This window comes from Neorhizobium lilium (assembly GCF_004053875.1).
Taxonomy (GTDB): domain Bacteria; phylum Pseudomonadota; class Alphaproteobacteria; order Rhizobiales; family Rhizobiaceae; genus Neorhizobium; species Neorhizobium lilii.
Genome location: NZ_SBIP01000004.1, coordinates 93,530 through 108,046, shown reverse-complemented (window position 1 = coordinate 108,046; position 14,517 = coordinate 93,530). Strand labels below are relative to the sequence as shown.

Here is a 14,517-nt window from a genome sequence, read left to right as displayed (position 1 = left end):
CATCCTTTCACATGCGGTTTCAAGGACCGCCGCGCTTCGTCCTTGTTTAGATAGCGAGGTCACGGCTCAAAATCCAGCGCAATGCGGCATAAGATGTGAATACAAGGCCTGCGTGGACGTTGGCGTGTCAGTCCTTTGGCGCTGAAGTCTGGAGCGCCAGCGCATGCAGAACGCCGCCCATGTTTCCCTTGAGCGAGTCATAGACCATCTGGTGCTGCTGCACACGGGTCTTACCACGAAAGGCATCGGCGACGACTTCGGCTGCGTAATGATCGCCGTCTCCCGCAAGGTCCCGGATCGTCACCGTGGCACCCGGAATGCCTGCCTTGATCATGTCTTCGATGTCGCCGGGTTTCATGGGCATGGTCGGTATCCTTCCTTCGGCCGCGGACTGGAATGCGGCGCCGTCTTTTGTCCAACACTGCCTCAAAGCGGCGCCTCGGTCAAAGACTGGCGCAGCTTGGCCGGAGCGTTACGCACAGGTGCGGTGTCTGCGGCCGTCAGGTTTGTCAGTTCATGAAGCTTGGGAACCAGCTTTCATAGGCATCGTCGAGATCGATGACCGCCAGATCGATGATATCGTCCACCACCAGCCTGTCGCCTTCGACCGTGCCCAGCCCGCGGAAGGGAACACCGGCGCTTTCGGCGCTTGCCTTTACAAAATCGGCCAGATCGGCGGCGACCGCAATGACATAGCGCGCCTGGTCTTCCCCGAAGAGGAGCGCGTGTGCAGGGCCGCGCTGTTGCTTCAGGCTGATCTTTGCGCCCTTGCGCGAGGCCATCGCCATTTCGGCGAGCGCAATCCCGAGACCACCGGACGAGATGTCATGGCAGGCGGTCACCTGGCCATTGCGGATGATGGAGCGCACGAATTCGCCGTTGCGGCGCTCGGCTGCGAGATCGACTTCCGGAGCCGGCCCATCCACCGTGTCAAGGATGTCGCGCAGGTAGACCGAGGAGCCGAGATGGCTACCGTCCAGCCCGATCATGATCAGCCGGTCGCCGTCGCGGGCAGAGCCGATCCGGGCCATATTCTGCCAGTCCGGCAACAGGCCGACACCGGCAATGGTCGGCGTCGGCAGGATCGCGACGCCGTTCGTCTCGTTGTAGAGCGAGACATTGCCCGATACGATTGGAAAGTCGAGTGCCCGGCAGGCCTCGCCGATGCCCTTGATGGCGCCCACCAGCTGTCCCATGATTTCGGGCTTTTCCGGATTGCCGAAATTCAGGTTGTCGGTTGCAGCCAGTGGTTCTGCGCCGGTGGCGACGAGATTGCGCCAGCATTCGGCAACGGCCTGCTTGCCGCCTTCGAAGGGGTCGGCTTCCACATAGCGCGGCGTAACGTCGGAGGAGAAGGCGAGTGCCTTGCTGGCATGGCCTTCGATGCGCACGACGCCGGCATCGCCGCCGGGCCGTTGCAGCGAATTGCCCTGGATCAGCGTGTCATACTGCTCCCAGACCCAGCGACGGCTCGACTGGTTCGGCGATCCGACCAGCTTCAGCAGCGCGTCATTGTAATCGGCCGGCTCGGCAACCTGAGAGGCGGGCAGAGGCGCCCGGCCGTTGGTCTGGACCCAGGGGCGGTCATATTCCGGCGCCTGGTCGCCCAGATCCTTGATCGGCAGGTTCGCCACTTCTTCGCCATTGTGCAAAACACGGAAGCGCAGGTCGTCCGTCGTCTTGCCGACGATTGCGAAATCGAGACCCCATTTGACGAAGATCGCCTTGGCTTCGTCTTCCTTTTCGGGCTGCAGCACCATGAGCATGCGCTCTTGGCTTTCCGACAGCATCATCTCATAGGCCGTCATCCGCTCTTCGCGGACAGGAACACGATCGAGATTGAGTTCGATGCCGAGATCGCCCTTGGCTCCCATTTCAACGGCCGAGCAGGTGAGGCCGGCGGCACCCATGTCCTGGATGGCGATGACGGCGCCGGTCTGCATGAGTTCCAGGCAGGCTTCCAGCAGGCACTTTTCTGTAAAGGGATCGCCGACCTGAACGGTCGGGCGCTTCTCCTCGATCGATTCGTCGAATTCGGCGGATGCCATGGTCGCGCCGCCGACACCGTCACGTCCGGTCTTGGCACCGAGATAGACGACCGGCAGGCCGACGCCCTTGGCTTCCGACAGGAAGATCGCGTCAGACTTGGCGAGGCCTGCGGCAAAGGCGTTGACCAGAATATTGCCGTTGTAGCGGGCGTCGAACTCCACTTCGCCGCCGACCGTCGGCACACCAAAGGAATTGCCGTAGCCGCCCACGCCGGCCACGACGCCCGAAACGAGATGCCTGGTTTTCGGGTGGTCCGGCGAACCGAAGCGTAGCGCGTTCATGGCGGCGATCGGCCGCGCTCCCATGGTGAAGACGTCGCGCAGGATGCCGCCGACGCCGGTCGCTGCACCCTGGTAGGGCTCGATATAGGACGGGTGGTTGTGGCTCTCCATCTTGAATACAACGCAATCGCCATCGTCTATATCCACGACGCCGGCATTTTCGCCCGGACCCTGAATGACCCGCGCACCCTTGGTCGGCAGCGTGCGGAGCCACTTCTTGGAAGACTTGTAAGAGCAGTGCTCGTTCCACATGGCGGAGAAGATGCCAAGCTCGGTGAAGCTTGGTTCGCGGCCGATCAGGTCAAGGATACGCTGGTACTCATCTGGCTTCAGGCCGTGCGAGGCGACGAGTTCGGGCGTGATCGCAATGCTGTTCGGGATGGTCATGAGCGTCTCTGAGTTTCGGAGCCTGGATGGCGCTCTTTACCCTATGTCTGCAAGGGGTGCGACAGGAAAATTCCGCAGCCGCGAAGGACAATGCGTTCGCTCGGCGGGATCGGTTTAGGCGCTTCAAGGAGGCTGTATTGCTTAGAACTTTCGCCCGACCGCCAGTCCCGCGTAGCTGAGGCCGTCATTGTCGTGGCAGAGGTTGGCGTTCGACGAATGATCGACGGTTGCCATCAGACGCCATGCCTCGGTGATCTTGTATCCCACCGCAAGCGACTCATGGAAAAGTGCATGACAGCCGACGCTCGGGCCATCATCGGAATCGTGCAGCGTGCCGTTGTTGAGGGCGCCCCCGAAGCCGAGATCGATAAACAGCCGGTCGGTGACATCCACCGTCCAGGTGAAGCCGGCAAAGATCTGGTCGGTCTCGCCGGATGTGGAAATGATGGCGCCTGCGTGGATACGCGGATGCAGGATTTTGTCCTTCAGGCCCTGAGCTTCATTCGCGCCGAAAGGATCGAAGAAGACTGTGGCGGTCGTGAACAGGCCATCCTCACGTGTACCGCCCGACTGGATGGAGGCCGATACGCCGAAGCGCAATTCGTCGAACGGCTGGTCGTTTTGTGCGAAAACCAGCCCTGGAGAAAGCAGAGTGGACAGGGCGGCTATGGCTGCTGCCGAAATGCTGGAAACTAACCTGCCCATTGCTCGCTCCGCCTGCGAGACGGGCGTCCGAACTGACCGGAGCAGCCGACGAATCTCGACACTCAAGAGCTACTACCGCGGGCCAGACCAGTCCATACGGATTTGGCTGCCGAACGGTGCCCGCGCACCACAAGCGACATTCTGCGGAGATTGATGCAGGCCTGCAACGGGCTACGCAAGCCTTGCGCAAGCTTCGGGTTCTCGGCGCGTCAGCAGTTGGCCTGGCCGGCCGACCAGCGCTGCACATCCTTGCTGATGCGTCCGCCGATCGGATCATTCATCATCGGCCCAAAGGCGCTGAGACGGGCAGGGCGGCCTTCAGCCTGGACGACGAGCAGGGGACGGATATCGGCCGAACCCTTGCGCGTCAGGAGGATGCGCGGACGGTCGGAGAAGGATGTGAGTTCCGGAGCAAAACTATAGGATTTGAAGGCCGGATCGCCCGACTTGAACCAGCAGCGATTGGCTGAAACTGCCACTTTCTCCATGACATCCAAAGCCGATGCGGAGCTCGGCTTGACGACTGGCTTCGACTGGCAGGACCACAAGCCGAGACCCGTGATGGCGAGCGCGATGAACGGCGAAAAACGGCGAAGGGTCGGCATGAGGAGGCCCCGGGTCTGTGATGTCTGAAGGATGGTGTCGCGCAATCAGGCGGCGATGACGTCGAGGGCGGAGGCGAATATGCCACGTCCGTCCTTGCCCCCGTGGGCAGCTTCGATCAGGTTTTCGGGGTGCGGCATCATGCCGAGCACATTGCCCTTACGATTGATGACGCCGGCAATGTCTCCGAGCGAGCCGTTGGGATTGGTGCCTTCCGCATAGCGGAACACGATCTCTCCGCGATCTTCCATGCCGGCAAGCGTCGTTTCATCCACGAAGTAGTTGCCGTCGTGATGGGCGACCGGGCAGCGGATGATCTGCCCCTTGTCGTAAGCGCGGGTAAAATCTGTGTCGGCGTTGACGACTTCGAGCTTCACTTCCTTGCACACGAAGCGAAGCGTCGTATTGCGCATCAGGGCGCCCGGCAGCATGCCGGCTTCGACCAGGATCTGGAAGCCGTTGCAGACGCCGAGAACCTTGACGCCCTTTTCCGCCTTGTCCTTGATAGCCTGCATGACCGGCATGCGGGCTGCGATCGCCCCGCAACGCAGGTAATCGCCATATGAAAAGCCGCCGGGAATGACGATCAGATCGACATCATCCGGAATGGAGGTTTCGGTCTGCCACACTGTGATCGGAGCCTGACCGGAAATCTTGGTGAGGGCGGCAATCATGTCGCGGTCGCGATTGAGGCCGGGAAGCTGAACGACTGCGGACTTCATGGGTGTGGTTCAAACCTTGCCTGGGCCTCGGAGAGCTCGCGCAGCTCGAGGCGGTTTTCGATCCTCTCCAACCGTGCATCCAGTTGATGCAACATGGTGTAGAGATTGTTGACATCACTCTGATGCGCATGAATGACCAAGCGCATAGAATTCATCTCGTTGCGTAGATCACGAATAGCCGCGTCGGACTTATCTGCTCGATTATGCAGGCGCCGCAGAAGCTCATGAAGCAAATCCTGCGACACCTCAGCCAAAGACAGCTCCGTCGCGATCAAAACGATCCCCGAACAGCTTCTTCTTCAAAGCGTCTGTCCTTGCCTGACCCTCTGCCAACTCGCGGTTGGTTTCCTTCATGAAACCAACGAGATCTTGAAGCGATTGGAGAGTTTCCTTGGTTCGCTCGTCGAGCTTCAGCATTTCTGCATAAAGCATTTCATTGGTGATTTCAGCCATCACACGCCCCGCACCGTCAGTCGAGAGCGATAGTATAGTTCTCGATCACCGTATTTGCCAGAAGCTTCTCGCACATGGCCTTGAGCTTGGCCTCGGCCTCGGCCTTGTCGGTGCCATCCACTTCAAGGTCGAACACCTTGCCCTGGCGGACCTGGTGGACGCCCTCGAAGCCCAGGCTTCCGAGCGCACCTTCGATAGCCTTGCCCTGCGGATCGAGAACGCCGTTCTTGAGCGTGACAGTCACGCGTGCCTTGATCACTGACTAAACCCCCAAAAAGTTACTTCACCAAAACCGGGCCAGTGCCACGGACCGGTTCGTTTTCGTTGATGATGCCGAGCCGGCGCGCGACTTCCGAATAGGCTTCGACAAGACCGCCCAGATCCTGCCGGAACCGATCCTTGTCCATCTTTTCCCTGGTCTCGATGTCCCAAAGACGGCAGCTGTCCGGCGAAATCTCGTCGGCCAGAATGATCCGCATCATGTCGCCCTCGAACAGGCGGCCGCATTCGATCTTGAAATCCACGAGCTGGATGCCGACGCCTAGGAAAAGGCCCGACAGGAAGTCGTTGACGCGGATCGCGAGCGCCATGATGTCGTCGAGTTCGGCGGGGTTTGCCCATCCAAAGGCGGTGATGTGCTCTTCCGATACCATGGGATCGGCAAGCGCGTCCGACTTGTAGTAGAACTCGATGATCGAGCGCGGCAGGACCACGCCTTCTTCGATGCCGAGGCGGGTCGATAGCGAACCCGCTGCCACATTGCGCACGACGATCTCGAGCGGGATCATCTCCACTTCCTTGATCAGCTGCTCGCGCATGTTCAGCCGGCGGATGAAATGCGTGGGAATGCCGATCTTGTTCAGGTGGGTGAAGACGTATTCGGAAATTCGATTGTTGAGTACGCCCTTGCCGTCGATGACGCCATGTTTTTTCTTGTTGAAGGCGGTCGCATCATCCTTGAAGAACTGGATCAGCGTGCCCGGCTCAGGACCTTCATAAAGGATCTTGGCCTTGCCCTCGTAAATACGGCGGCGACGGTTCATGATGTCTTGTCTCGTTGTTGGCACCCTGGGCGGGCGCAATGGATTATGTTCGAGCGGTCCCATAACGGAAAACATCCGCTTTCACAATGCAGGGTTCCCAACCGCTTCGGTCTCGATTGCTTGATAAAGCGCAACCACGAATCATTCAGCCTAAGATTACACGGTTTCTTGAAGCTTCTACCTTACTAAAAGGACGTCCTTCGGAAGAGAGGACAGTTATAACAAGAAGGCAGGGAAGCATGATTTACAACCTTCGTGACCGAGGCAGAGCACTCGAAGATAAATTTGCCTATGAACAGACGTTGAATTTTCGCGCCGAGGCTCGGCGCGCCAGGTTGCTTGGCTTATGGGCCGCGTCGCTTCTCGGCACCAACGACCGAGAGCTTTATACTCGCGAGGTCGTTACTCTTGCTCTCAGCGGCACGTCGGATGCCGATATAGCCGCAAAATTGCGTCATGATTTCGACGCAGCCGGCGTGACGCTGCCAGAGGACGAACTGCTCCATCATATGCAGGATCTTTTGTTCGAGGCACAACGCGATCTCGCTGCCTGAGGGGAGGGCCGCATTCTGAGGTCGCCGAAGCCGATGTCCAGATCAGGGCTTCAGGCGGCTCAGGAACTGGGCAAACACCATGGTTCCTTCAGGCCAGGGACCATGGCCCGATTCCGCGTTGATGTGCCCCGATTCGCCTGCGTCCACGAGCAGCGAACCCCAGGCCGCAGCGATGTCGTCCGCGTGCTCATAAGCACCGAACGGATCGTTGCGGCTGGCAATCGTTACTGACGGAAAGGGCAACGGATCCCGCGGATAGGGTCCGAAGGTCATGAGATGCTTCGGCCTTATATCGGGGTTCTGCACATCGGGCGGAGCCACGAGAAAGGCGCCCGCGACCTTGTTCTTGAAGAGCGGAGCCGCGTGAACCACCGTCGGAACCCCGAGCGAATGGGCGACGATGACGACGGGGCGGGTCGCGGCGTTCACCTCGTGCGCCACGCGAGCAACCCATTCGTCTCGCACGGGTTTCGACCATTCGGCCTGCTCGACGCGGCGGGCAGTCGTCAGTTTCTGCTCCCAGCGGGTCTGCCAGTGTTCCGGTCCGGAATTGGTATATCCTGGAACGATGAGGATTTCGGCGTCTGATGCTTTCATGCCGGCTATCTGGGTGTTCGGGTTGCTGGGATCAAGCTTCGCCGAACACGCGGCTGAAGATCGTATCGACATGCTTGGTGTGATAGCCGAGATCGAACTTCTCGAGGATCTGATCTTCGGAAAGGGCGGCGCGCACCTCCTGGTCCGAAAGCAACTCCTCCAGGAAGTCCTTGCCTTCTTCCCAGACCTTCATGGCGTTGCGCTGCACGAGGCGGTACGCGTCCTCGCGCGACACGCCGGCCTGCGTCAAGGCCAGAAGCACCCGCTGGCTCATGACCAGGCCTTTGAACTTGTTCATGTTCTTCAGCATATTCTCGGGGTAGATCACCAGCTTCTCGATGACGCCAGCAAGGCGGTTGAGCGCGAAATCGAGCGTGATCGTCGCATCCGGCCCGATGGCGCGCTCGACGCTGGAGTGGCTTATGTCGCGCTCATGCCAGAGGGCGACATTCTCCATGGCCGGAACCACGGACATGCGCACGAGACGGGAAAGGCCGGTCAGGTTTTCCGTCAGCACCGGGTTGCGCTTGTGCGGCATGGCGGATGAGCCCTTCTGGCCCGGGGAGAAGAACTCCTCCGCTTCCAGCACTTCCGTGCGCTGCATGTGGCGGATCTCGATCGCGACGTTTTCGATGGACGACGCAATGACGCCGAGCGTGGCGAAATACATGGCGTGACGGTCGCGCGGGATGACCTGCGTCGAGACTGGTTCCGGCCTCAGGCCGAGCGCCGCGGCCACATGTTCTTCGACCCGCGGGTCGATATTGGCGAAGGTGCCGACGGCGCCCGAAATCGCGCAGGTCGCAATCTCTTCCCGCGCTCCCAGGAGACGCGTCTTGTTGCGGTCCATCTCGGCATAGAACCGGGCGAAGGTCAGACCCATTGTGGTCGGCTCCGCATGAATTCCGTGGCTCCGGCCGATGCGGACCGTATTCTTGTGCTCGAAGGCGCGGGCCTTGAGCGCGGCTAGAACGCGGTCGATATCCGCCAGCAGCAGGTCGGTCGCGCGCACCAGCTGGACGCTGAAGCAGGTGTCGAGCACGTCCGACGAAGTCATCCCCTGATGGATGAAGCGGCTGTCCGGGCCAACGAATTCCGCCAGATGCGTCAGGAAGGCGATGACGTCATGCTTGGTCACCGCCTCGATTTCATCGATGCGCGCCACATCGAACACGGCCTGGCCGCCCTTTTCCCAGATGGTTTCGGCCGCTGATTTCGGAATGACGCCGATTGCCGCCAGCGCGTCGCAGGCATGCGCCTCGATCTCGAACCAGATGCGGAAACGGGTTTCAGGCGACCAGATGGCGACCATATCGGGACGAGAATAACGCGGGATCATAGGGGCTTGTCCTCAAAAACTGTCGGCGCCGCTGTAGCAAGAAGCTGCGGCAAGCTCAATTGCTTACTCTAACGGGCTTCGGCTGCCTGCCGGAGCGCCGAAACGTTCGAGCGGTAGGCGTCCAGGCCATCGCCCTTGAAGACCGCCGAACCGGCAACGAAAACATTGGCGCCGGCAGCCGCTGCCGCACCGATGGTTTCGGCTGTGATCCCGCCATCCACTTCGATCTCGATCGGCCGATTGCCGATCAGCGCTTTTACCGCGCGGATCTTGTCGTCCATGGCGGGGATGAATTTCTGGCCGCCGAAACCGGGATTGACGCTCATCACCAGGATGAGGTCGATATCGTCCAGCACGTTCTCCAGCGTCGAGATGGGCGTTGCCGGATTGAGCGTCACGCCCACCTTTTTGCCAAGCGAACGGATCGTCTGCAGCGAACGGTGCAGATGGGCACCGGCTTCGACATGCACGGTTATGCCGTCGCAGCCGGCCTTGGCGAAGGCTTCCAGATAAGGGTCGGCCGGCGCGATCATCAAATGGCAGTCGAAGAAGGCGGTCGTGTATTTGCGCAGCGACTTGATGACGTCTGGTCCGAAGGAGATGTTGGGCACGAAATGCCCGTCCATCACATCGAGATGCACCCAGTCCGCGCCTGCCTCCACAACATCCCGCACTTCCTGCCCGAGCCTGGAAAAATCCGATGCTAGAATGGAGGGAGCGATACGGATCGGCAGGGTCATGGCAGGGATCTCCGGGTTTTCAGCACCGTCTAGCATTGCCGTTCGAGAGGAACAACCAGCTAGTCGGTCGCAGGACGCAGAGGTGCAAGCTCGTTGCCGCGCCATTCGAGCAGTGCAAAAGGATTTTGCTTCAGTTCGCGCCCCTGATCGAAAGCGATCGGACCGATAGCAGTCGTGAACATGTCTCCGGTCAGTGACGCAAACGGCAATGTCTTGGCAGATGTTGCGCGCGAAATCGCCTGATGCGCAAGCTCGACGGCCGCATAAGCGGGCAGGACATAGCCATCCGGCTCGATATTGCGGGCGCGCAGGGCGTTGGCGGCGGCGGCCGCGCTGGGAAGCGCTGCATAATCCGGCAGCGCCACGGCAAGAACACCGTCACGCAGAGGAACCGGGCGATTGGCTGCCCGCATCGTGTCGCCGCCCATCAGCGTAAGGGGGCTGTTCTCACCGGCAGCATCCCGGGCAATGATCGCGATGTCGTTCCGGTCTCCGCCGATGAAGACATGCGTGGCGCCGGCCTTGGCCAACCGCCTCACCAGCGCGACCTGTTGTTCCTGGCCGGGCCGGAACGTATCGGTGAAGACGGGCGCGATGCCGCCGGCCTCAAGCTTCTGGCGCATGGCGGCAGTCAGTTCACGCCCATAGATCGTGCCGTCGTCGATCAGTCCGATCGGCTCGGCCTTCCAGATGTCGAGGATGATTGATGCAGCCTTGTCGGCCTCGGCGCCTTCCACTGGCGCCATGCGGAACAAGGGCCAACCGTTGCGTAGCGCATCCTCCATCAGGATCTTGGAGCGCACCGAGACGGTGATCGCGGGGATCTGGTGTGCCTTCAGAAGGGGCAGGGCAGTGGTCAGCGTCTCGACGCAGAGGAAGCCGATAGCCATGCCGGCTTTCGCATCGACCAGCGCCTTTGCAACCGCCGCACCGCCGCTTTCCTCGCAGCTTTCCCCGATCTCCACAACCGTGTCACCCAAGGCCTGGGCGGCAGCCCGCGCACCGTCGAGGATTTGCGAGCCAAGCAGCGCGTACGGTCCTGAGCGGGGCGCAACGACGCCGATCACTGCCGCAGATGCCGATGTGGACCCGAGGAGAGAAGCCAGCAAACCGGCAAGCAGGTATTGGCGTAGTGTCATACATCCCCTGGAGGTTGAACTATTTTTTGCACATTTAGCCTTCCCGCGGCTGCCGTCAAAGAGAATCGCCCGATAGTGGCAAAAACGGTTTTGAGCCGTGGACGTGGGCGCGAGGGTTTACCATATCAGAAGGATAACAGGGGTTTCGACCCCGGAGATGTACGTGACGGATCAGTCAATCCTCGACCCGCTCCTTTATCGCAACGGCATGGCTCGCTATGCCGGCCATGTGCAGGTCGTAACCACGGTTTTAGGCGATGAGTTGCGCGGCGTGACCATCACTGCCGCTTGCTCCGTTTCGGATGCGCCGCCAACCGTGCTGGTCTGCCTCAACAACAGCAATCCCAACAATGCGATCTTCGAGAGGGCGGGCATGTTCGCCCTGAATGCGCTGGGCGATCAGCATCGGGCGCTGGCTGGGGCCTTCGCGGGCCTGAACGAACTGACGACCGCAGACCGTTTCTCTCTCGGCCGCTGGCACACGCTTGTCACCGGCGCGCCTGTCCTTGATGATGCAGTGGTCAGCTTCGATTGCGAGCTTGTCGAGGTAAAGCAGATGTCGACGCATGCTATCCTGTTCGGCAGCGTCAAGGGCGTTCACTTTGGCCCGGAGGCTCCTTCGCTGATGTATCGCGATCGAGGCTTTCGAGGCTTTTAGGGAAGGGATCGACATGCCGGATGAAACACCAGGGGCGCTGCCCGCATCGATAGACGAGACGATCGCTCTTCTGGCCGGAGAGGATTATCTGGCGGGCCGATCTCTGGCGACCGTGATATTCCTGGCGCTGAAGATGAAGCGCCCGCTGTTTCTCGAAGGGGAAGCCGGTGTCGGCAAGACGGAGATCGCCAAGACGCTGGCCAAGGCGCTGGGCCGTAAGCTGATCCGCCTGCAGTGCTATGAAGGGCTCGACATTTCCTCGGCAGTCTATGAGTGGAACTACCCCGCCCAGATGCTGGAGATCCGCCTGTCGGAAGCCACAGGCGTCAAGGATCGTGACCGTATCGAATCTGACCTCTTTTCCGAGCGGCATCTGATCCGGCGGCCCGTCCTGCAGGCGCTGGGCGAGGCGGGCGGGCCGGCACCGGTCTTCCTGATCGACGAGCTCGACCGCACGGACGAGGCTTTCGAAGCCTTCCTGCTGGAGGTTCTGTCGGACTTTCAGGTGACGATACCTGAACTTGGGACGATCAAGGCCAGCGAGCCGCCCATCGTCATCATCACCACCAATCGTACCCGAGAAATCCATGACGCCCTGAAGCGCCGCTGTCTCTACCACTGGGTGGACTACCCGGATGCGGCCCAGGAGCTGGAAATCATCCGGCGCAAGGTTCCGCAGGCCGGGGAGAGGCTGTCGCGGCAGGTCGTCGCCTATGTGCAGAAGCTGCGAAAGCTCGATCTCTTCAAGAGCCCGGGCGTCGCCGAAACGATAGATTGGGCAACGGCACTGACCGAGCTTGACCGGGCGGCGCTCGATCCAGAAACCATTGCGGATACTTTGGGAACCCTCCTCAAATATCAGGACGATATCGCCCGCATCGCTCATGCCGAAGGCCGTCACGTACTGGCCGAGGTCGAGGCCGAACTCCAGGCGGTGGGGTAGGCCCATGGCTGACGCGACAGTCGAAAGCGCAACGACGCCAATTTCCTCAGGCAGCGAAGGCCGATTGGCGGATAATATCGTTTACTTCTCCCGTATTCTCCGAAGGGCAGGGCTGAAGACGGGGCCGGGCGCTGCCGCGGACGCAGTCATCGCAGTCGAAACAATCGGCGTCGGCTCCCGCGAGGAATGCCGTGCGGCGCTGTCGGCGGTTTTCGTGAAGCGACACGAGGATCAGGCTGTGTTCGATGAAGCCTTCGATCTGTTCTTTCGCCCGCGTGACGTGGTGGGCAAGATGATCGCCATGATGTCGCCGAAGGCGGCCGACCGGCGGGAGCCGGAAAAGCAGAAGCCGGGTGCGACCCGCGTCGGCGACGCACTCGCATCCGAAAGACCGGAGCCGCAGAAGCCGGGCGCCAAGCCGGATGTCGAGATCGATTCCCGGTTCACCACATCCGCAAGCGAGGTTCTGAAGCGCCGGGACTTTGCCCAGATGTCGGCGGCTGAACTGGCTCTGGCACGGCGTGAACTGGCAAGGCTTGCACTTCCGCTCGACGAGCGGGCAACGCGTCGCTTCACGCCCGCAGGGCGGCGAGAGAGGATCGATCCGCGCGCGACCATGCGCCAGGCGCTCCGAACAGGCGGCGACCTGATCCTCCCGCGTTTCCGGCAACGGAAGACCGCGCCGCCGCCGCTGGTCGTACTTGCCGATATTTCCGGCTCCATGAGCCAGTACACGCGGATCTTCCTGCAATTCCTGCATGCGCTGACGGAAAAGCGCACCCATGTGCAGACCTTTCTGTTCGGCACTCGGCTGACTAATGTCACCCGGCAGATGCGACGGCGTGATCCCGACGAGGCGCTGGACGCGTGCACCGAAGCTGTTCGCGACTGGTCCGGCGGCACGCGGATCGGGGCGACGCTTGCGCAGTTCAACCGGCTCTGGTCCCGCCGCGTGCTTGGTCAGGGGGCTGTCGTGCTGTTGATCACCGACGGTCTGGAGCGCGATGGCGTGGACGAACTGGAACGGGAAATGGACCGGCTGCATCGATCCTGCCGCCGGCTGATCTGGCTGAACCCGCTGTTGCGCTTCGACGGGTTCGAGGCGAAGGCGCGGGGCGTCAAGGCCATGCTGCCGCATGTGGACGATTTTCGTGCCGTGCACAATCTGCAATCGATCGCCGATCTTGCTCAGGCATTGTCGGATGAGACTTCGGGCGCCGCTCATCGGCGATCCAGGCCATTAACATCGCCAGCAACAAGGCCAGTAACAAGGAGGGTGGCATGACTGCTCCCGATATGCTCGATCCGCTGAAGACGGCGGAAACCTGGAAAAGCGACGGCCGCGAGGTTGCGATCGCAACCGTTGTCGAAACATGGGGCTCGGCACCTCGACAAGCAGGAAGCCATCTCGTGATCGATGGCGAAGGCAATTTCGAAGGCTCGGTCTCGGGCGGCTGCGTGGAAGGCGCCGTCATTACCGAGGCGCTGGATGTGATTGCCTCCGGGAATGCGAAAATGTTGGAGTTCGGTGTGGCCGATGAGACCGCCTGGCGGGTGGGCCTGTCCTGTGGCGGTCGCATCCAGGTGTTCGTGGAAAGGCTCGGCTGATGCGGTTTGAAGACCTGAAAAAGCTGAACGAAGCCCGCGCAACCCGCAAGGCGGTCGTAACGGTGACGGATCTCGCCACCGGCGAGGCCCAGGTTCTGGTGGAAAGCGGTTCTGTCGGGGCCCCGTTGGGCGAGGCGGTCGCAAAGGCTTTGCGCAGTGGCAAGGCAGGCGCGGTGGATGTCGAAGGCCAGGCACTTTTCCTCAATGTCTACCTGCCGCCCCCGCGCATTGTGGTAATCGGTGCTGTGCATATCAGCCAAGCACTGGCCCGTCTGGCGCCTGTTGCGGGCTATGACCTGACGATCATCGATCCCCGTACCGCCTTCGCGACCGAAGAGCGGTTCGAAGGCGTGGAGCTCGTTGCCGACTGGCCGGAGGATGTGCTGAAGCAGCATCCGCTGGACGCCTATACCGCTCTTGCCGCAGTCACGCATGACCCGAAGATCGACGACTTCCCGCTGTCGCAGGCGCTGAAGTCCGGCTGTTTTTATGTAGGGGCGCTCGGAAGCAGAAAGACCCACGCCAAACGCGTGGAGCGGCTGATGGAGATGGGCCATAGCGAGGAGGAGATCACCCGTATTGCGGCGCCGATCGGTCTCGACATCGGAGCCGCGACGCCGGCGGAGATCGCGCTCTCGACACTAGCGCAGATCGTGCAGGCCTTCCGTCGTCGCGATCTGGTCACCGGGAGGTGAC

The 14,517-nt window shown here is 61.1% G+C and carries 19 protein-coding genes; 6 read left to right on the top strand and 13 right to left on the bottom strand.

The features are described from left to right. Positions 1 to 127: 127 nt before the first annotated feature. The 9 genes from EPK99_RS17410 to purC form a co-directional block, all read right to left on the bottom strand. Positions 128 to 364 carry a BolA/IbaG family iron-sulfur metabolism protein gene (locus EPK99_RS17410; RefSeq protein WP_128444367.1) on the bottom strand — a complete coding sequence of 79 codons (237 nt, stop codon included), beginning with the start codon at positions 362 to 364 and terminating at the stop codon, positions 128 to 130. Between the two features lie 145 nt (positions 365 to 509). Continuing rightward, positions 510 to 2,717 carry a phosphoribosylformylglycinamidine synthase subunit PurL gene (purL, locus tag EPK99_RS17405; protein WP_128444366.1) on the bottom strand — a complete coding sequence of 736 codons (2,208 nt, stop codon included), beginning with the start codon at positions 2,715 to 2,717 and terminating at the stop codon, positions 510 to 512. A 141-nt stretch (positions 2,718 to 2,858) separates the two neighbouring features. Continuing rightward, positions 2,859 to 3,422 (bottom strand): acyloxyacyl hydrolase, encoded by a 564-nt coding sequence (locus EPK99_RS17400; RefSeq protein WP_128444365.1) that lies wholly within the window; start codon positions 3,420 to 3,422, stop codon positions 2,859 to 2,861. 209 nt (positions 3,423 to 3,631) lie between these two features. Further along, complete coding sequence (locus tag EPK99_RS17395; RefSeq protein ID WP_128444364.1) at positions 3,632 to 4,027, bottom strand: hypothetical protein; 396 nt, start codon at positions 4,025 to 4,027, stop codon at positions 3,632 to 3,634. 45 nt (positions 4,028 to 4,072) lie between these two features. Further along, positions 4,073 to 4,747 carry a phosphoribosylformylglycinamidine synthase subunit PurQ gene (gene purQ / locus EPK99_RS17390; protein ID WP_128444363.1) on the bottom strand — a complete coding sequence of 225 codons (675 nt, stop codon included), beginning with the start codon at positions 4,745 to 4,747 and terminating at the stop codon, positions 4,073 to 4,075. After that, positions 4,744 to 4,992 (bottom strand): hypothetical protein, encoded by a 249-nt coding sequence (locus tag EPK99_RS17385; protein ID WP_245582504.1) that lies wholly within the window; start codon positions 4,990 to 4,992, stop codon positions 4,744 to 4,746. The genes purQ and EPK99_RS17385 overlap by 4 nt, the downstream gene beginning before the upstream one ends. 1 nt (position 4,993) lies before the next feature. Then, on the bottom strand, positions 4,994 to 5,200 hold the full coding sequence (locus EPK99_RS17380; protein WP_128444361.1) for a hypothetical protein: 207 nt from the start codon (positions 5,198 to 5,200) through the stop codon (positions 4,994 to 4,996). 16 nt (positions 5,201 to 5,216) lie between these two features. Further along, entirely contained in the window at positions 5,217 to 5,459 is a 243-nt protein-coding gene (gene purS / locus EPK99_RS17375; protein WP_128444360.1) for a phosphoribosylformylglycinamidine synthase subunit PurS, read from the bottom strand. Positions 5,460 to 5,478: 19 nt separating this feature from the next. Further along, entirely contained in the window at positions 5,479 to 6,243 is a 765-nt protein-coding gene (gene purC, locus EPK99_RS17370; RefSeq protein WP_128444359.1) for a phosphoribosylaminoimidazolesuccinocarboxamide synthase, read from the bottom strand. Positions 6,244 to 6,482: 239 nt separating this feature from the next. On the opposite strand from purC, the gene EPK99_RS17365 reads away from it, so the two are divergent. After that, positions 6,483 to 6,797, top strand: a complete 315-nt coding sequence (locus tag EPK99_RS17365) for a DUF1476 domain-containing protein (RefSeq protein ID WP_164901808.1) — start codon at positions 6,483 to 6,485, stop codon at positions 6,795 to 6,797. A gap of 42 nt (positions 6,798 to 6,839) precedes the next feature. Here EPK99_RS17365 and EPK99_RS17360 read toward each other — a convergent pair whose 3' ends face one another. From EPK99_RS17360 to EPK99_RS17345, 4 genes are all read right to left on the bottom strand, one after another. Continuing rightward, positions 6,840 to 7,394, bottom strand: a complete 555-nt coding sequence (locus EPK99_RS17360; protein WP_128444357.1) for an RBBP9/YdeN family alpha/beta hydrolase — start codon at positions 7,392 to 7,394, stop codon at positions 6,840 to 6,842. Positions 7,395 to 7,425: 31 nt separating this feature from the next. Next, positions 7,426 to 8,733, bottom strand: a complete 1,308-nt coding sequence (purB, locus tag EPK99_RS17355) for an adenylosuccinate lyase (protein ID WP_128444356.1) — start codon at positions 8,731 to 8,733, stop codon at positions 7,426 to 7,428. Between the two features lie 68 nt (positions 8,734 to 8,801). Next, complete coding sequence (rpe, locus tag EPK99_RS17350) at positions 8,802 to 9,473, bottom strand: ribulose-phosphate 3-epimerase (RefSeq protein WP_128444355.1); 672 nt, start codon at positions 9,471 to 9,473, stop codon at positions 8,802 to 8,804. Between the two features lie 59 nt (positions 9,474 to 9,532). Continuing rightward, positions 9,533 to 10,612 (bottom strand): branched-chain amino acid ABC transporter substrate-binding protein, encoded by a 1,080-nt coding sequence (locus EPK99_RS17345; RefSeq protein WP_128444354.1) that lies wholly within the window; start codon positions 10,610 to 10,612, stop codon positions 9,533 to 9,535. Positions 10,613 to 10,769: 157 nt separating this feature from the next. Between EPK99_RS17345 and EPK99_RS17340 the strand changes: the two genes are divergently transcribed. From EPK99_RS17340 to EPK99_RS17320, 5 genes are read left to right on the top strand one after another with little or no spacing between them, the layout of a single operon-like run. After that, entirely contained in the window at positions 10,770 to 11,270 is a 501-nt protein-coding gene (locus tag EPK99_RS17340) for a flavin reductase (protein ID WP_128444353.1), read from the top strand. A 13-nt stretch (positions 11,271 to 11,283) separates the two neighbouring features. After that, complete coding sequence (locus tag EPK99_RS17335) at positions 11,284 to 12,213, top strand: AAA family ATPase (RefSeq protein WP_128444352.1); 930 nt, start codon at positions 11,284 to 11,286, stop codon at positions 12,211 to 12,213. A 4-nt stretch (positions 12,214 to 12,217) separates the two neighbouring features. Further along, a complete protein-coding gene (locus EPK99_RS17330) occupies positions 12,218 to 13,498 on the top strand; it encodes a vWA domain-containing protein (RefSeq protein ID WP_128444351.1) in 1,281 nt (426 codons plus the stop codon). After that, the gene (locus EPK99_RS17325) at positions 13,495 to 13,821 is read left to right on the top strand and encodes an XdhC family protein (RefSeq protein ID WP_128444350.1); all 327 of its coding nucleotides are present in this window, start codon (positions 13,495 to 13,497) and stop codon (positions 13,819 to 13,821) included. Before EPK99_RS17330 ends, EPK99_RS17325 begins: the two co-directional genes overlap by 4 nt. Further along, a complete protein-coding gene (locus tag EPK99_RS17320) occupies positions 13,821 to 14,516 on the top strand; it encodes an XdhC family protein (RefSeq protein WP_128444349.1) in 696 nt (231 codons plus the stop codon). Before EPK99_RS17325 ends, EPK99_RS17320 begins: the two co-directional genes overlap by 1 nt. Position 14,517 lies beyond the last annotated feature (1 nt).